Source organism: Leptospira limi, assembly GCF_026151395.1.
Lineage (GTDB): Bacteria > Spirochaetota > Leptospiria > Leptospirales > Leptospiraceae > Leptospira_A > Leptospira_A limi.
Genome location: NZ_JAMQPV010000002.1, coordinates 46,174 through 62,032 on the forward strand (window position 1 = coordinate 46,174; position 15,859 = coordinate 62,032).

Annotated in this window: 17 protein-coding genes; 12 read left to right on the plus strand and 5 right to left on the minus strand. The window is 38.4% G+C overall.

Translation table 11 applies throughout. From position 1 onward, the window contains the following. Positions 1-30: 30 nt before the first annotated feature. Genes ND812_RS13790 through mdoH form a run of 3 tightly spaced genes read left to right on the plus strand, consistent with a single transcriptional unit; the run spans position 31 to position 4,017 of the window. Complete coding sequence (locus ND812_RS13790) at positions 31-1,605, plus strand: OpgD/OpgG family glucan biosynthesis protein (RefSeq protein ID WP_265376002.1); 1,575 nt, start codon at positions 31-33, stop codon at positions 1,603-1,605. Continuing rightward, complete coding sequence (locus tag ND812_RS13795; RefSeq protein ID WP_265376003.1) at positions 1,589-1,978, plus strand: hypothetical protein; 390 nt, start codon at positions 1,589-1,591, stop codon at positions 1,976-1,978. Before ND812_RS13790 ends, ND812_RS13795 begins: the two co-directional genes overlap by 17 nt. After that, the gene (gene mdoH, locus ND812_RS13800) at positions 1,975-4,017 is read left to right on the plus strand and encodes a glucans biosynthesis glucosyltransferase MdoH (RefSeq protein WP_265376004.1); all 2,043 of its coding nucleotides are present in this window, start codon (positions 1,975-1,977) and stop codon (positions 4,015-4,017) included. The genes ND812_RS13795 and mdoH overlap by 4 nt, the downstream gene beginning before the upstream one ends. Here the strand turns inward: mdoH and ND812_RS13805 are convergent. Further along, positions 3,995-4,960, minus strand: a complete 966-nt coding sequence (locus ND812_RS13805; RefSeq protein WP_265376005.1) for a YheT family hydrolase — start codon at positions 4,958-4,960, stop codon at positions 3,995-3,997. The two genes, mdoH and ND812_RS13805, sit on opposite strands and share 23 nt — an antisense overlap. A gap of 116 nt (positions 4,961-5,076) precedes the next feature. Here ND812_RS13805 and ND812_RS13810 point away from each other — a divergent pair, with 116 nt between their 5' ends. Continuing rightward, a complete protein-coding gene (locus ND812_RS13810) occupies positions 5,077-5,523 on the plus strand; it encodes a hypothetical protein (RefSeq protein ID WP_265376006.1) in 447 nt (148 codons plus the stop codon). 3 nt (positions 5,524-5,526) lie between these two features. Here the strand turns inward: ND812_RS13810 and ND812_RS13815 are convergent, their stop codons facing one another. After that, a complete protein-coding gene (locus ND812_RS13815; protein WP_265376007.1) occupies positions 5,527-6,111 on the minus strand; it encodes a helix-turn-helix domain-containing protein in 585 nt (194 codons plus the stop codon). A gap of 715 nt (positions 6,112-6,826) precedes the next feature. Between ND812_RS13815 and ND812_RS13820 the strand changes: the two genes are divergently transcribed. From ND812_RS13820 to ND812_RS13835, 4 genes are all read left to right on the plus strand, one after another. Beyond that, positions 6,827-7,558 carry a ParA family protein gene (locus ND812_RS13820; protein WP_100726768.1) on the plus strand — a complete coding sequence of 244 codons (732 nt, stop codon included), beginning with the start codon at positions 6,827-6,829 and terminating at the stop codon, positions 7,556-7,558. A 29-nt stretch (positions 7,559-7,587) separates the two neighbouring features. Next, complete coding sequence (locus ND812_RS13825; RefSeq protein WP_265376008.1) at positions 7,588-8,466, plus strand: ParB/RepB/Spo0J family partition protein; 879 nt, start codon at positions 7,588-7,590, stop codon at positions 8,464-8,466. A 562-nt stretch (positions 8,467-9,028) separates the two neighbouring features. Then, on the plus strand, positions 9,029-9,622 hold the full coding sequence (locus tag ND812_RS13830) for a helix-turn-helix domain-containing protein (RefSeq protein ID WP_265376009.1): 594 nt from the start codon (positions 9,029-9,031) through the stop codon (positions 9,620-9,622). After that, positions 9,619-9,807 (plus strand): hypothetical protein, encoded by a 189-nt coding sequence (locus ND812_RS13835; protein WP_135682559.1) that lies wholly within the window; start codon positions 9,619-9,621, stop codon positions 9,805-9,807. The genes ND812_RS13830 and ND812_RS13835 overlap by 4 nt, the downstream gene beginning before the upstream one ends. 25 nt (positions 9,808-9,832) lie before the next feature. On the opposite strand, the gene ND812_RS13840 is transcribed toward ND812_RS13835, so the two are convergent. Further along, entirely contained in the window at positions 9,833-10,420 is a 588-nt protein-coding gene (locus ND812_RS13840; RefSeq protein WP_265376010.1) for a TetR/AcrR family transcriptional regulator, read from the minus strand. Between the two features lie 93 nt (positions 10,421-10,513). On the opposite strand from ND812_RS13840, the gene ND812_RS13845 reads away from it, so the two are divergent. Then, a complete protein-coding gene (locus ND812_RS13845) occupies positions 10,514-10,987 on the plus strand; it encodes a PaaI family thioesterase (protein ID WP_135592422.1) in 474 nt (157 codons plus the stop codon). Positions 10,988-10,995: 8 nt separating this feature from the next. Here the strand turns inward: ND812_RS13845 and ND812_RS13850 are convergent, their stop codons facing one another. Then, the gene (locus ND812_RS13850; protein ID WP_265359712.1) at positions 10,996-11,604 is read right to left on the minus strand and encodes a TetR/AcrR family transcriptional regulator; all 609 of its coding nucleotides are present in this window, start codon (positions 11,602-11,604) and stop codon (positions 10,996-10,998) included. A 108-nt stretch (positions 11,605-11,712) separates the two neighbouring features. On the opposite strand from ND812_RS13850, the gene ppnP reads away from it, so the two are divergent. Then, positions 11,713-12,024: a pyrimidine/purine nucleoside phosphorylase gene (ppnP, locus tag ND812_RS13855; RefSeq protein WP_100718568.1), complete on the plus strand. Its 312-nt coding sequence runs from the start codon at positions 11,713-11,715 to the stop codon at positions 12,022-12,024. Here ppnP and ND812_RS13860 read toward each other — a convergent pair. After that, positions 12,015-12,194: a YegP family protein gene (locus ND812_RS13860; RefSeq protein WP_135687099.1), complete on the minus strand. Its 180-nt coding sequence runs from the start codon at positions 12,192-12,194 to the stop codon at positions 12,015-12,017. The two genes, ppnP and ND812_RS13860, sit on opposite strands and share 10 nt — an antisense overlap. A 134-nt stretch (positions 12,195-12,328) precedes the next feature. Between ND812_RS13860 and ND812_RS13865 the strand changes: the two genes are divergently transcribed. Further along, positions 12,329-14,206: a 7TM diverse intracellular signaling domain-containing protein gene (locus ND812_RS13865; RefSeq protein ID WP_265376012.1), complete on the plus strand. Its 1,878-nt coding sequence runs from the start codon at positions 12,329-12,331 to the stop codon at positions 14,204-14,206. 178 nt (positions 14,207-14,384) lie between these two features. After that, positions 14,385-15,824 carry an MASE3 domain-containing protein gene (locus ND812_RS13870; RefSeq protein ID WP_265376013.1) on the plus strand — a complete coding sequence of 480 codons (1,440 nt, stop codon included), beginning with the start codon at positions 14,385-14,387 and terminating at the stop codon, positions 15,822-15,824. Positions 15,825-15,859: the final 35 nt, after the last annotated feature.

The following is a 15,859-nucleotide window of genomic DNA, read 5'->3' on the forward strand; positions in this document are numbered from 1 at the left end:
CTTTCGTGATCATTTCAAAGACTTCCTTATATGAAGAAATTAAACATATACTTTGCCATCATTGCCATTTTGTTATGTGTTGTCGTTATCTTCAAAAAAAATGATCTTACCTTTCATGCACTCATCTCTCTTTTCGCAATCACCCCCAATTCGGAAGTTTTTGACTTCAACGCAGCTGACCAAATTGCAAAGGAGAAATTGAAATCAAAATATGTTCCAACCCCTGTGTACAAAATTCCAGGACTCGATGGAATCAGTTTCGAAGATTATAGGCAAATCGAATACAAACCTGATGTTGCAATCTGGAAAAATTTAGCACTCCCCTACCAATTGCATTTTTTCCACCCAGGCCATATTTATAGCAATGGAATCAAAATTTATGAAGTGATCGAAGGAAAACCAGTGGAGATTCCTTATGATTCGTCTCGCTTTAACTTTGGAAACCTTCCCCTCACCGACGATTTTTTTGAGTTAAGTAAAAAACTCCAGTACACTGGCTTTCGAGTTCACTATCCCATCAACCAAAAGGAAACATTAGAAGAATTTTTAGTCTTCCAAGGTTCTTCCTATTTCCGTGCCTTATCCAAAAACCAAGTGTATGGTTTATCGGGAAGAGGACTTGCGATTAACACTGGTCCCGAAGGGAAAGAAGAGTTCCCTATCTTTGAAAGTTTTTATATCAAACGCCCTGAGAAAAAAGATTCCTCCATTTTGATTTATGCCATTATGAATAGTGAATCCGTTGTGGGTGCCTATGAATTTTTTGTCACACCTGGTGAGATCACTACCATCGATGTCCGCGCTAAAATTTACTTACGTAAAAAAATCAAACGGCTGGGACTTGCTCCCATCACATCCATGTTTCTTTATGGAGAATCCAATATCCCCATCCTTGGAAACATCCATCCAGAGATCCATGACTCGGATGGACTTCTCACTTACCTGGGAGAAGACAACTGGGAATGGAGACCTCTCATCAATCCCAAAAAAACCAAACTAACAAATATCGAACTCAACCACCCCAAAGGGTTTGGTCTCATCCAACGAGATCGAAAATTCAAAAGTTACCAAGATGAAAAATTACAATACCACCGTAGGCCAAGCCTTTGGGTAGAACCGAAAGGTGATTGGGGTGAAGGGGATCTCTATCTTTTAGAATTCACAACCAATCTTGATTCTGATGACAACGTGACTATTTTTTGGGAACCAAACCTGCCTCCCAATTTGAATGAAGGGTACGAATACCAATACAAACTCAGTTATATCGAAAAATCACCGGACTCACACAACCTCGGAAAAACCACTTCCTATTACAAAGGAATTGATCCCCTCTTTCCAAAAGAGAAGATGCTAACTCTCTACTTCACTGGTGATTTTCTAAAAGCCTTAGATCCAAAAACAGAACTAAAGGCCATCATCAAAAATGACATGATCCCAAAAGATCAAATTCGTTATAAAATTGAAAAGATCCGTGAACTTGACCAATGGAGATTACAAATTTGGCATACATCGCCAATTGAAGTTTCCACTTGGAATGTTTATTTGGAGAAAGAAAATCAAAAAATCACAGAAACATGGATCTACAGAGATGGCATCTCCAAATAAAACTTTGTACGAAGCTGAGTTGAGTGAACGTTTGCGAACGTTTCTTTTGTTATCGGGCGTTCAAAATGAATATAAGATTTCGAATACTCTTTCCCAATTTTTCCAAAACACAAACCTAACTTATGAGTGGGATAGAGACTGGTCTCTTTGGATGGGTTATATAAACACAAACAAACTCAGTAGTGAATCTCCACTTCCATTCCCTGACAGAGCTTGGCAATTTGGTTCGATGGTTCCGAAAGATTCCGAATGGAAAACAGGTCCCATCAAATCAAAAGAATCCATTATCAGTTCCTTCAAACCCATCTTCGTTTTAGTTTCCATTTTCCTTTGGAGTGCCCTCTATTACCTCATCATCTTTAGGTTATTATGATCCAATTACATCGAATTTTATTTTTTACTGTCTTCATGATTCCCATCATCATTGGGCTCACTACCTTTGCCCAAATCATCTCCTTTGGTGGCGTTGAGTTAACCGAGTATTACCAATTCATCACCTTACTTTTCCTTTTGCCCATGTTATCTTATGGGGCAACCACTTCTCTTTTTGGATTTTTGATCTCTCTTTTGAAAGAGGGTGATCCCTTACTGAAAGCAAAAAAAATCCCAGAGAAGGAATTGGATTTTGCAAGTATCGATCGTGTCCCAGTTGCTCTTGTCATGCCCGTATATGAAGAAAATGAAGTTTCGATTTTTGCAAGGATCAAAGTGATTTATGAATCACTCGAGAAATACCACTCCCTTCCCAAATTAGATTTTTTTATCTTAAGTGATACAAGAACTCCTGAAAAATGGATCAAGGAAGAAGCTGCGTACCTTGAATTATGTGAATCCACTGGGAATTATCAAAAATTCCATTACAGAAGGAGAAAGAGTAACCTAAACGGAAAGAGTGGGAACATCGCTGATTTTTGCCGTCGTTGGGGCAATCGGTATGAGCACATGATCATATTAGATGCAGATAGTTTGATGAGTGGGGAAATCATTGTCCAACTCATTGCGATGATGGAACAAAATCCGAAAGCAGGCATCATCCAAACCAATTCCAAATTATTCCGTGCCACCACTCTCTTCCAAAAATTAACTGAATTTTCTTCTTATCTCTTTAGTTCTTATTTCTTAAAAGGTGCTAGTTTTTGGCAGATCAATGCCAACAGTTATTGGGGCCACAATGCCATCTTACGCATCAAACCCTTTATGGAATACTGTGCTCTCCCCCACCTACCCGAATATGGTGGGCTTGGTGGAAAAATTTTAAGCCATGATACTGTCGAAGCAAGCCTCATGCGAAAGGCTGGATACGAAGTCTTATGTGCATACGAACTCGAAGGAAGTTACGAAGAGAACCCGCCAAATATCATCGATGTTTTGAAACGTGACCAAAGATGGTGCCAAGGGAATTTACAACATTTTTGGTTTTTATTTGGAAAGAAGATTCCCTTTATCAACCGTATTCATATCTTAAATGGAATTTTGTCTTATCTCAATTCACCCATTTGGCTCTGTTATATCCTACTTAGTTTGTGGAATTATATCGAAGAAAGTAAGTTTCTCAATTACTCCATGCTTCCTGAGGAGTTTGAATACTTCAAAGCACAGATTTATGATCCGTTGTATTTAAAACTTCTGTATCTTTCATTACTCCTACTCTTTTTACCAAGGGTACTCAGTTACTTGAGTTTACCGTTCAAACAAATTTTCCTAAAGTTTCCCGCCTTCTTTTTAGAGACTTTATTTTCCATCCTCATCGCACCCATCTACATGATCTATCATAGCATTTTTGTGGTGTCCATCTTCCTAAACAAAAAGATCTCTTGGGGACCCCAGAATCGCGATGCGGAATCAAGTTACCCTTTCTCCTATGTGGTTTCTTCCTTTTTTGGAATCACCATCCTTGGGCTCGTTTCTGCTTACATCAGTTACTCTTATTCTTTGATGTTATTTTTCTTAACGATGCCCATTTGGATTGGTTGGACACTTTCCATCCCTCTTGTGATGTTCACAAGTCGTGAACAAAAATCCTTACATTCGTTTTTTGATCTCTCGTACTGGAAACCCAATCGTGGCCTCACAAACAATTTGAGAGAAGAGCTCACTAGGAGTGACGAAAAACGAATGGAAGGAAAAGAAATTTTCTATGCACTTGTGCATCCAGTTTTCCACAAGAGGCACAAACAATTACAAGGGAACAAATCCTATCGGTCGAAAGTTTCGAACTCCATTGCAAATGATTTCGAAATATTACTCGGACAAGGGCCTGAACAATTGGATCGAAAGAAATTACTCAACATCCTTTCCAATCGTGAATTATTAGATTTATTTTTTCAAAAATTTTGGACCTCAGAAAAATCCAAATGGGGACAGTATTGGAAAAACATTTGGGAAGAGATCAACCCATCTTCTTTTCCATAATCCGCCAATAATAAGAAGATCGTTTCCAGTCTTCAATAAAACCGCAGTGACCACCTTTTGCTTCAATGACCACATCAATGTAGGCTGATGATGGAATTTCAGTGAACTCTTTCCAAGGGATGACTGGATCATCCATGGATGTCAAAATGGTGGTTGGAACTTTGATGGTTTTGAAAAAAAGATCATTCAAAGTATACGATGAAAAATATTCATCTACAGAACGAAACTTAGAAAACTCCTTCACCATTTTTTCTGTTAAGTCCATGACCGATTGGTATTTGTCCAAATCATCAAAGGAATATAGATGAGGGAAGAGTTGGCCTTTTTTCACAAGGGATGATTTCCATGAATTTAAAAAATATTTCCGTAGGAACGGATGGTCATCCATTTTGATGGTGGCACGTTTTGGATCAAGTGCTGGGCTAAAGGCAAAACAATGTTTGAGCCCAGGAATTTTCTCATCTGCTTTTGCCGTGCTATGCCTACCCGCCATTCGTAGTACAAAATTTCCACCCAATGAAAACCCGGCCAAATAGACAGGAAGTTTGGACTTCACTGACTTTGCAAGTGTGAGTACTGCATCGTATGTTTCTTCGAGTAAACTTCCATTAAAGATCCCTTCGTTTAAATGGTGGGTGTCTCCGTGGTCTCTCAGATTCAACCGATAAACAGAATAATCTTTTGCTAAAAAATGTTTGGTGGTCCGTATGATGTAACTGGAATGGATACTCCCTTCCCAACCATGCACCAAAATCACAATGCCTTTGGGACTTGGAACTTCATGAATCCTTGCAAGGAGTGTGACTCCCTTTTTTGTTCTGACCGATCTCCACTCGCCTTCGAGATTTTTCCCATACGATTTGTCTGCCTTTGACTTAAAGGAAGCCATAAAGGACTGTACCATGGGACCTGAAAAAAGTGGGATTGGTTTGAATAAACTCATCTTGTATGCTTCCTAATCTGAAACGAAACTGTTATTTTTCAATAAATTAACAAAACCCCATCCTTATGGATGACTCTTTCCATTGACAAAGACTCCTCAATGGTTACAATTCCACCATGAGATACTTACCCATTCCCCTTCTCGTTTTTCTCTTCACTTGCCATACCTATACCCCTTGGAAATCCGGATGGAAACAAAAAGACGGATCCGAAGTATTCTATGCTGCAGTCTCTGCAAAAGCAAGTGAACAAGCGATCGAATCTGGTAGTTTAGCAATGCGAAGAACCACTTGCGTAAACGCAACGAACCTACTTTCCACTTCGCCTAAACTAACAAGCATTTTGTTAGAGAATGAATCTGTAGAACTCTCAGAAACAGAAATCAAAGACCTGGGGCGCCTGATTGCCTCACACAAAATCAAACCCAAACAAGATTCTTGCCAATCGGAAGAAGGAGGTTTTTTCCTCCCAAGCCCTGCATGGGAAAATTGCCAATGTTTGTACCTCATTGAATACCCAGGTGGCAGATCCCAATTCCGCCAAGACATCACCCAAGTCAAATAACCACTACGATTTCGGGGTGGCAAGCCAACGTTCCCAATAACGTTGTTGTAACCCCGTTAGTTCTTCCGGCCCTTTCAGTTTGGCAAGGGACAACCTCGTTGACTCAGACATCGTCTCACCCATCCACCTAAGGAACTGTTTCCATTTTTCTTCACACGAAGGTTCTGATCTCTTATGTATTTGAATTTGTTTTTTTACTGTATAATAAGAGGTAACACGCCTAGCCAAATCTGCCTTGGATGCGTTTCCTACACTCTCCCCTACTCGTTTCACATTCTGATTTGATGGATCATACTTTGGAACATCCTCCGAACCTTTCTTTTCTTGTAGCACAGGTTTCAAGAATCGTTTTCTACCATCAAAGCGAGTTTGCACAAGGAGACCTTTCGCTTTTAACTGCGAGACCAAACGTGAAATTGTATCTTGTTTCAGATGTAAAATCTTTGCAAAATACTCATTGGATGCATAACACCCATCCTTTGCATCCAAAGATACAATCTCTGCATACAAACGAATCTGATTCGGATTCAAATCCAAATCATACATCCATTGTGCAACCCAAACTCCTGTCCTTTCTTTCCCTTTCATCCTTCCTCTCTTTTCCAACAGAGACCTTCGGTGCCCAAAAAACAAAATGTTCTTTTGTCTTTTTCGTTACGAAGAAGACAAAGCTATCGCAACGGTTTTTTCATTTGGAAGTTTTTACAAACGTCCATGTTTGGAATTCATAGGAATCCCAGGTGATGTATGTTGCGGTTTATTGTGGAAGACCGCACAAGAGTATGAGGACACCTCCCCTACTCTCTTACTTCTAATCACCAGAATGGATTTTTTTGTCAAGCCTAATGTGACATAATATCTATTTGCCAAATCTCTCAAATTAGCGATTGGTTTGTGTGCGAGATTGATTTTGGATGGGGGAGGGAAGAGAGTCTTTCTGGACTGCTTCCACACAATCCAGAAAGTTTACATCACCCAGTGAAAGGGTTGAGATAATCTTAAAACTGATCCAAAATAGTACAAGAATTTTTCTATCCCTAACTTAGTTTTTTCTCTTCCTTTGGGCGCATCGAATCCTCCCATTCCAAAACTTCAATTTAATATTCGAGCAGGCTCTTCGCTCCAATCTTTCGCATTCGCAAAAGGATTTCCGCTACGATCCTTTGCGCGAGGCCTTCCAACTATATCCTACATTCTAAATTGATAATCAAATCCCAAGGTACGCCGGCGTACTTTTCAAAAATTAGATCTAAAAATTTAATTTTATTGCATCAGTAAGTAGAAACCAAAAAATAAATCTGCAATGAAAATCATTACGGTTGCCAATATCAAAGGTGGAACTTCCAAATCCACCACTGCAATTCACCTCGCACTCGCTCTTTCCAAAAAAGGTTCTACCCTTGCCATTGACATGGACCCCCAAGCGGACCTATCAGACTTCTTTTTCCCGGAAGAACCAGTGGAGTTTTTTGACTCAGGGAACACATTATCCGTTTTAAATGCGGAAACCACTCTCGCCGAATCGATCAAAAAATCTAATAACGTAGATGTACTTCCTTCCATCATCGAGCTCTCAGATTTGAGTTACCTTGCCTCCAAAGATTTTTCCATCATCCCAAGACTAAAAAATGTTCTTTCGAAAACGAAATACGACTACGTTGTCATAGACACACCTGGATCTGGTTCCTCCGAAAACATCACATCCTACTTGCCAGCTTCTGTAATTCTTGTACCGGTCACTCCCTCCAAATGGGCTGTTCGGACAGTTGCCCAAGTTTTAAAAAAAGTAAGCGAAGCAGAAAGATTCGATGAACAAAGCAAAAAAAAGTCAGTGATGATCCTACCCTCTCAGTGGGGAACATCCCAAAAACAAATGGACCTTTTGGATAAATTAAGAAATATCAAATCTCTAAAAATTCTAGAACCGATCCCAAAAAACGAAGGTATTCGGGACCGAACAGAGACTGGCAAACCTCTTCAAGAAGGAAGTGCTCCTTGGAAAGCTTTCGAAAATTTAGCGGAGATTCTGAAATAAGGTACGCCGGCGTACCTGAAACAAATATTATGAAAACTAAAACAAACTTTAACCCTGCAGATATTTTATCAAAAGCCTCAAACAGAACATCCTCACTCAATCCGTTCTTAAGTTCTGAAAACTCAAACCAACACCAGACCATTGATATCCCAATGGATCAAATCATCACAGAAAACAATCCGAGAAAAACGTTTAATGATGCCAGTATCCGAGAACTTGCCGATTCCATTTCTCAATATGGCTTATTACAGCCAATCGTTGTCAGAAAAAAAGCAGGCAAATATGAACTGATCAACGGAGAAAGAAGATACCGCGCTCACAAACTTCTAAAATCCAAAACAATTCCTGCTGTAGTCAAAAACGTAGAACAAATCGACATCACAAAATTACCAGAAATCAAACTGGTTGAAAATCTCCAAAGGGAAGACCTATCAGAATCTGACCTTGCCCTATCCCTCCAAGAACTAAAAAACAGACATAAAGAAACAAACGAACAATTAGCAAAAAGAATTCATAAATCAGCACAGTGGGTAAAAACTAAAATTACACATGCTGAGATTTTAAAAGAAACGAGCCTTAACGCAAATGTAGATAAATCCCATCCGATTTACCAAATTCCAACAAGCCTCTTCACTGAAATTGCCCCTCTCGATGTTTCGAATCGCAAAAAAGCCATTGATTACCTCATCAAAGGTCTTGAGAAAAAAGGTGACTTCCCTTCTCGGAATGACCTTCGGGAATACGTACGACCCTTAAAACCAACGAAACCATCCAAAGCTAAACCGAAACTCAAACAACTAGAGTTAAAAGACCTAAAATCCAAATTAGCAAAAATCAAAGAAAAGATTTCTGTTTTGCAAAATGAAAAGGCAATCTTAGAAGAAACAATTCGAAAGTATAAGAAGTAGAGATTGTCCTAAAAATGGATTCAGTAGGTAACTTTTTTATGTTTACCATAGAAAAAAACTTGTACTGTTTTCCAACTTACGCTATCTTGTACTCAATCCTTAACTGGGTTGAACAAAAACCCTGGGAAGTGTGGTAGCAACCCAGGGACTTTTCCAACACAACAAATCCTCCCATCCAAACCTTTGTAAAGCTCACAAGCTTACCCAGTTCCATCTCACACTCCCCCCAAGTCCCTAATGAGACTCTGGTCGAATTATGTCTCATTTTTTCCATTGACAAATTGGAGAGATCTGTACATGTAGGGAACGTTCGGGGCACACAACCGGACACGGCTCTACCACTTATGCCGTTTTAGTTCAACCCGGAATTTTACCAAAAGTTCCGATGGACGTTCGTAAGAACTTCCAAAACGTTTCTTCTTTCTATGACCGAAGGTTTGTTCGCTTTCATGCAAAACTTCTGATCAAGAGAGTAGGGGACAATACATCCGAGCGATGTATCGGCTAAATATAACCAAACACTCGTAGCCGGAGTTGTGTGGGTTTGGAAAAGGAACCTAAAATGAAAACAAACCGAAAAGGAATATGGATCCCCGTTTGGATTGAAAACCTAAACTTATCCCATAGCCAAACAAAACTGTTTGCTGAAATCGTTTCTTTGCATGACAACGGTGGTTGTTTCGCATCGAATCGTTACTTCAGTGAAATCCTTGGGCTCAAAGCTGATACCATTTCAAGACTCATCACATCACTAAAAAAACTAGGGATCTTAGAACAAACTGGTTTTGATGGAAGGAGACGATTTTTAAAACCAATCCTTCAATTCCAATCGCAAGCTCCGGAAAAAAATCCAAGTCTCCAACAAGAAACAAAGGGTATTAAAATCCAAACCAACACTGCAAAGGATTCCAAACCAGCATTGGATTCTTGTTACGTCCCTAGTAGTACAGTACAAATAAAGAAGAAAGTACATACAAAAACTTCGTTTGAAGAATTTAAAATTTGGAGCGAAAGAAGTTTGTCCCATTCTACGTTTTCCAAAATTTCACATTTAACTTCGCCAGATGGTTTGGAGGAAAGTTTACAAAGAATTTGGAACCAGTGGATGGATAAAACAAAACCTAAATCAAATCAGTTTCAGGTAGGAATTGTATGAAAGTGTATCGGCATAAAAAAACGGGGAATTTGTACTTACAACTCGACGAAGTGAAAAATTGTACCAATGCAAATGATGGACAGAAAATGTTCTTTTACACGGAATATGGGAAAGAAAATCCAATGAAGTTTGTGAGAGAAATCTCTGAATTTTTGGAGAAATTTGAGGAAGTGAAACTCTCTTGAATTGGATCGTTCTTAAGTGAAAGTTTTAAGTTGCATATCGAAGCATCGTTTCTGCTAACTCGATTTGGCTTTGGTTCAATCGTTTGCCTTCGGAAAGTGGGAAATTGGTTTCTAAACTTAAATTGCTAAATCCGTGAACAAGTGACCAAGACATGAGTGCAAAACTCCTGTGGTTTTCTTTTCTCTTTTTGGTCTTCAGGTAAAAACGACAACCATGTACGAGAACTGCATACGATTTCAATTTTGATTGTTTCAATTGTTTGGATTCTTTTTCACGTTTGGTTTGGAACATTAGTTTATAATAATTGGGATTTTTCAGAGCAAATTGGATGTAGACAAGTCCTAGTTTCACAAAGTATTCGTCGGGATTCTTTTTGTCTTGTGCGACTTTTTTCTGTAAGGATGCCAATCGATCAAATCCAATCGCAGACAAAATCTCTAACACTTCGTCTTTATGCTGGAAATGCCTGTAAACAGCTGCATGAGAAACTCCAGATAAATTGGCAACCTCCCTCAATGTAAAATCGGCCATCCCTTTTTTTTGAAGGAGTTTATGGCAAGATTTGATAATAGAATTTTTTAAATCTCCATGATGGTAGGTATTTTTTCTCACAAAGATATTCTGGAAAATAAGTTACCATTGGCAACATTTTTTCTTGCTTTTGGATCAGGGAATGTTACTGCTGGTAACATAAGTAGGGAATTTATGCAAACACTAAGCACAGCGGAAACCCAGGCCATTTTACAAGAAATGACAGAAAATTTTAATCACGGTGGTAGAAAAATCACAGTTCCACCTCCTATTTTTGTAGCGATGAATGCTGAAATCATTTCCTACACAAAAGGGAAAAGTATTACTGTTTCATTTCCCGTTACAGAAGACCAAACAAATCCTATGGGAATGATGCAGGGCGGTGTGATCGCTGCTGCATTTGATAATGCGTTTGGGCCTCTCAGTTATTTGGTAGCAAAACGCCCAACAACGACAATCGATATGAATATTCAATACATCCGAGGCGTTGCTGTAGGCCAAAAGGTGATCGTAAAAGCAACAATCGAAGCAAAAGGATTTTCAACGATTCATATGGTGGGAGAGATGCGAACAGAAAAAGATAAATTGTTAGCCACTGCGACTACCAATTTGTTGATCTTAAAAATTCCAGGTGGAGTAGGGGAGTAAACTTTCTCTTATTTAGAATCGTAACGTTCGAGAAGCATTTCGATGATTGTGGGAGTACAAGTGGTTGTATCGTTGAAATGTTGGCTCATGATCACACCATGTAAAAATGTTTTGATGAAAATCATTTCTTTATCAGGGTCTTTGATCCCATAAGTCCTAAAACGTTCCCGCATTGCTTCTTTGAACGGAGCAAACCGTCTCTCCACATTTTCGATCATTTTTTTGGAAAGGGAAACCGCACTTGGTTGGAATAAACAAACAGATATTAAAACCATCGTTTTTCGTTCTTCCTTTGCAAATTGGATGGAACGAATGAAAAACTCTCTCACATACTCTTTCGCAGATAAGTTAGGCGGGATATTATTATAAAATCTCTCTTGTTTTGCTAAATGAGAATCGATGATTTGTTCAAAGATTTGATTTTTACTCTTAAAATAATTATAAGCTAAGCCTTTCGAAATTTTTGCATGGTTAGCAATCATTTCCATTGTTGTTTGGGCAAATCCGTGTTTGGAGAAAAGGACAATCGCAGAAGCCAAAATTCTCTCCGTGGATCTCTCCCTAGCTAATTGCTTTTTGTTGTCGGATTTATTGGGAATCTTTTGTGGCACTGTCATCAGCCTTCTTACTAATCTGAATTTCGCAAACACTTTTTGGACCAGTTTCAATGGGAATTAGTTGAGAAATCACTTGGAAGCCATCGCTTGCTTCGAAATCTTGTCAGTATGAGTTCATTTACATCCGTAACAGTACTAAAATCTGCAAATATTTACTATGATGGTAAGGTCACAAGCCGCACCGTTTTATTCCCTAATGGAGAGAAAAAAACCCTTGGGATCATGATGCCTGGAGAGTATGAATTTGGAGCGGACCAGAAAGAGATTATGGAAATCCAATCTGGTAAATTGTCTGTGTTATTACCAGGATCCGAAACATGGCTTCAAATTAACGGTCAAGCTACCTTTGAAGTCCCTGCTGGATCCAAGTTCAAATTAAAAATTGAAACAGTAACAGATTATTGCTGTTCTTACGTTTGATCGTCGATTCCTGCATCTGCGGCATTCTTTTTTACAGAATTAATGCCGTTCTCACATGCTTGTTTCGATGAGTATCCTTCACTAGAAGCTATGATTTCACCATTGGCTGCTTTGAGTCGGAATCGGAATTCCCCTGCTTTGTCTTTGTAGATTTCAAACTTTGCTGACATGTACGTATCTCCTTGGAAAAGCAATGGTATCAGATTTTGAAAAATTCTGGCAATGAAGTTTTATTTCGAATTTTTGAATCATCTCCTGCTAAATTTTTTCATCCAATGTAAAAGGAAAGAGTAAGGGCCATCATATGATCCGAAGGGTTTTGAAAAACAATCTATGGCTATTTCTTGCTTTTGTTTCCATCACAAGTTGTACTGCCAAATTACCAGAAAGGCCAATCATCCAATATAGTTTTCAGAATTTAACCTTAGAGCAAGTGCTAAACGAAGAAGTCGATTGGTCCAAACCAGAGAAAATGAAGTATAACTTTGGTTACTGGAAACGATTTGTTTGGGTTAAGTTTGAGCTGATCAATCGTTCTGAATTTCCTTCTCAGCACATTTTAGATATCGAATCACCATGGGTGGATGAAGTGGTGTTGGCATGGAAGTCCAGCGGTAAAGTGGAAACAACTGTCTTTAAGGGAGCCGATTCTCATACACTCAAAGAAATCCCACACAGAAACCCAGTCTTTTCACTTGATTTGTCACCAAACGAAAAACGGATTGTTTACTTAAAAATATCGAATGTTGGTATCCTATCGGCACCTCTTAGGTTATGGACACGAAATTCATTCCTGGACCGAGTGGAAAGGGATTACATTGCCAATGGAATTTATTTCGGAATCATTTCTGCGCTTTTACTCTATAACCTTCTCATTTTTGTGAGCGTAAGAGAGAAGGCTTATCTCTTCTATTGTCTGTACCTCACAACACTCCTTGTCAATTATGCATTGCTTGGTGGATTCTTCAAACAGCTACTCATTCCAGAAGTCGATCTAAATGTGAAACCTTATTTATATACTTCCGTAAATGCATCTCTCTTGTTTGTTGGCCTCTTTTCTCTTACCTTCCTCAATCTAAAAACAGTCCATCCTAAATTGGATCGATTGATTTTAGGAAGTGCTGTGGTAATAGGAGTGTATTCCGTTTTTTCTTTTTTCATTCCTTACCATTGGATGGAAATTTCCTTCATTTATACATTCCCTTATTTTATGCTATTGTTAGTCTCTTCTGGGATTTACTCCTATTGGAAAGGAGTGAAGTCTTCACTCTTTTTTGTTTCAGCTTGGGTGATGTTGTTTGTGGGAGTGATTGTAGATTCCTTAACAAAGGCTTCCATCCTACCAACCACAACGTTTGGAAGGTATGGTGTTCAAATTGGCACAGCTTTTGAAGTAATTTTGTTTTCCTTAGCTCTCGGGAGAAGGTTACGATTTTTATTAGAGGAAAACTTATCGACTCAAAATCAGTTATCAGCAATTCGTAAAGATTTTGAAATTGCTCGCCGGATCCAAATGCGAATTTTACCTGCAGAAGTACCAAAGTCGGAGTATGTATCTGCAATTATTTCTTATCTTCCTCTCTATGATATCGGAGGTGATTTCTATGATTACTTCGAGACAAATGGAAACGAATTGGGAATTGTCATCGCCGATGTGACTGGCCATGGAGTGAGTGCTGCACTTGATTCTTCGACAGTGAAAATTGCCTTTCGGAACGCAAAAGGATTCATACATTCTCCAAAAGAATTGATGGGTGAGATGAATCAATTTTTATGCACAAGCCTACATGCACGTTTTGTGAGTGCTGCTTACTTTTACTTTGATTTTGAACAGATGAAACTAACGTTTACTTCTGCTGGTAATCCCCCTTTGATTTTCATTCGAGATGGTGAAGTCAAGTCAGCTGAATGCCCTGGACTCCTTTTAGGTGTAAGGCCCGATTTTTTGTATGAACAAAAGGAAGTGTATCTCAAGAAAGGGGATCGGTTATTGATTTTTACAGATGGATTGTATGAAAATTTGAAACCTAACGAAGATTTGTATTCCATCTTATACCCTGAAATTCGACCTATTGTAGGGCTTCCTCAAAATGAGTTTCACCAAAAATTATTAGATAGGCTCTCTTCTATTAGAACAGTTCTAAAGGATGACATTACTTTTATCTCACTCGATATTGTATGATTCCCTAATATATCTGTTTACTTTTTTAGAACATAAGTTTTAAAACTTGAATTTTCGCTAACGATCTGTTAGTATTCACATTTAAAACATGCGTATTTATAACTCATTTCTCGGCTTGAAACAAATCCAATTTTATGGGCTGATCCTGCTTTTTTGTATCGTCCCTATGGCATGTATCTTGTTATTTCCGGATGTATTCTACAAAGAATATCCCCTTGAATCATTTGTTGTATTTCATAATATCACAGAAATCTTTAGTATCATTGTTTCGTTTTCTATTTTTGGACTGGGGTATTCTTCTTACTCCCAAAGCCGAAATACACAAACATACTTTTTGAGTATTGGATTTTTGGTGATTGGGCTCATCGATTTTATGCATACCTTGGGATACAAAGGGATGCCTGATTTTGTGACTCCCAACACAGGTAATAAATCCACTCAATTATGGCTGATCTCAAGGTTTGTCACGGCTCTTGTTTTTATTCTGGCGATTTATGTAAAACCTAACAGGCGATACAGTGCCTTCAGGGCGAACCTCTATGTCGTTGTTGCCTTTGTTCTTGTGGGATTGGTTTACGAGTTAGTGATTTTTAATTCGTATCTCATCCCTGATACATATGTCCATGGTGTTGGTCTCACTCCATTCAAAAAGAATGCAGAGTTAGTGATCATGTTTATGTTGGTTGTGGCCATCATATTGTATTCGTTTTCCAAGTCCTTACACTCCGATAAACAAAAACAATATTTTTTGGGAGCATTTATCATATGCTTTTTTAGTGAACTCGTATTTGCAGTGTATACAAGTGTGTTCGATGTATTCAATGTGTTAGGCCATGTTTTTAAAGTAGTTGCCTTTCAGTTGATTTATCGGGCAGTGTTTGTGTCTGCGATTAACGAACCGTATGAGAAACTGATCCATTCGAATGTTTTACTTTCCAAGGAGATACAAGAAAACGAAGAGTATGCAAAACTAATCAAGAAGTCATTAAAAGAAAAAGAGAATTTAATTGGTGAGATCTTCCATCGAACAAAAAACTCGATGGAACTGGTTAGGTCACTCTTAATGATTCAGTCATCCGATTTTCCCGATGACCAAAATATACGGACAATCGTAGAGAATACATCTCTTAAAATCCAATCCATGTCCCTCGTACATGATCATTTGTACCAAAACAAAGACTTAAGTGAAATCCAAGTATCAGATTACCTTTTATCACTGACGGAAATGGTAAAATCGATGTTTCCAAACTTGGGGAAAGGAGTTGAGATCCAACTCGAAGCGAACCAAGGTGTACTTTTGTTAGATACTGCTGTTCCATTAGGATTAATTTTTACTGAACTTCTCTCCAATAGTTTAAAATATGCATTCAAAGATGTAACCAATGCTAAGATTTCAATCAAGTTTAGAATTGATGGGGACAGGTCTCATTTTGAATACAAAGACAATGGGATTGGTCTGCCTGCTTCGTATGATACAGCTAATCATAAAAAATTGGGTTTGAGTTTGCTTAAGATCATGGCTGAGAAACAAATGGGAGGAAACTTGAAGATTGATGGTAGCCAAGGGTTTTCGATGCAATTTGATTTTCCAAATAATTTGTATAAAAAACGAGTTTAGTTTTTAATCTAAACTCGGTTCCATCCATTTCATTT

What these genes read in the sequence shown, in the direction of transcription:
- ND812_RS13790 (WP_265376002.1), top strand. Translation starts at nt 31, where the DNA reads ATGAAGAAATTAAACATATACTTTGCCATCATTGCCATTTTGTTATGT.
- ND812_RS13850 (WP_265359712.1), bottom strand. Translation starts at nt 11,604, where the DNA reads ATGACAGTGCCACAAAAGATTCCCAATAAATCCGACAACAAAAAGCAA.
- ppnP (WP_100718568.1), top strand. Translation starts at nt 11,713, where the DNA reads ATGAGTTCATTTACATCCGTAACAGTACTAAAATCTGCAAATATTTAC.
- ND812_RS13835 (WP_135682559.1), top strand. Translation starts at nt 9,619, where the DNA reads ATGAAAGTGTATCGGCATAAAAAAACGGGGAATTTGTACTTACAACTC.
- ND812_RS13860 (WP_135687099.1), bottom strand. Translation starts at nt 12,194, where the DNA reads ATGTCAGCAAAGTTTGAAATCTACAAAGACAAAGCAGGGGAATTCCGA.
- ND812_RS13825 (WP_265376008.1), top strand. Translation starts at nt 7,588, where the DNA reads ATGAAAACTAAAACAAACTTTAACCCTGCAGATATTTTATCAAAAGCC.
- ND812_RS13865 (WP_265376012.1), top strand. Translation starts at nt 12,329, where the DNA reads ATGATCCGAAGGGTTTTGAAAAACAATCTATGGCTATTTCTTGCTTTT.
- ND812_RS13805 (WP_265376005.1), bottom strand. Translation starts at nt 4,960, where the DNA reads ATGAGTTTATTCAAACCAATCCCACTTTTTTCAGGTCCCATGGTACAG.
- ND812_RS13815 (WP_265376007.1), bottom strand. Translation starts at nt 6,111, where the DNA reads ATGAAAGGGAAAGAAAGGACAGGAGTTTGGGTTGCACAATGGATGTAT.
- ND812_RS13810 (WP_265376006.1), top strand. Translation starts at nt 5,077, where the DNA reads ATGAGATACTTACCCATTCCCCTTCTCGTTTTTCTCTTCACTTGCCAT.
- ND812_RS13795 (WP_265376003.1), top strand. Translation starts at nt 1,589, where the DNA reads ATGGCATCTCCAAATAAAACTTTGTACGAAGCTGAGTTGAGTGAACGT.
- ND812_RS13820 (WP_100726768.1), top strand. Translation starts at nt 6,827, where the DNA reads ATGAAAATCATTACGGTTGCCAATATCAAAGGTGGAACTTCCAAATCC.
- ND812_RS13845 (WP_135592422.1), top strand. Translation starts at nt 10,514, where the DNA reads ATGCAAACACTAAGCACAGCGGAAACCCAGGCCATTTTACAAGAAATG.
- mdoH (WP_265376004.1), top strand. Translation starts at nt 1,975, where the DNA reads ATGATCCAATTACATCGAATTTTATTTTTTACTGTCTTCATGATTCCC.
- ND812_RS13830 (WP_265376009.1), top strand. Translation starts at nt 9,029, where the DNA reads ATGAAAACAAACCGAAAAGGAATATGGATCCCCGTTTGGATTGAAAAC.